The organism is Polaromonas sp. P1_G2 (assembly GCF_056405515.1).
Genome location: NZ_JBFUBY010001816.1, coordinates 1 through 353 on the forward strand (window position 1 = coordinate 1; position 353 = coordinate 353).

Annotated in this window: 1 protein-coding gene; it reads right to left on the minus strand. The window is 59.2% G+C overall.

The annotated features are described in order from the left end of the window. The coding region (locus AC1D0P_RS32725) for a UDP binding domain-containing protein (protein ID WP_477680522.1) at positions 1-353 on the minus strand (353 nt) is incomplete at both ends.

Here is a 353-nt window from a genome sequence, read left to right on the forward strand (position 1 = left end):
GTCCTGCAGCGCCTGGATGATCGCGATCGATGGAGCGTCACGCATATCGTCGGTATTGGGCTTGAACGTCAGACCGAGGATAGCGATCTTCTTGCCGCGTACCGAGCCGCCGCATGACGCGATCACTTTCCGCCCCATCGCCCGCTTGCGGTTGTCGTTGATCGCCACCGTCGTCTCGATCAGCCTCATTGGGCTGTCATAATCCTGTGCGGTTTTGACCAATGCCAGCGTGTCTTTCGGAAAGCATGAGCCGCCATAGCCCGGACCTGCATGCAGGAACTTGTCGCCGATGCGCTTGTCCATGCCAATGCCCTTGGCCACCTTCTGCACATCTGCGCCGATCTGCTCGCAAA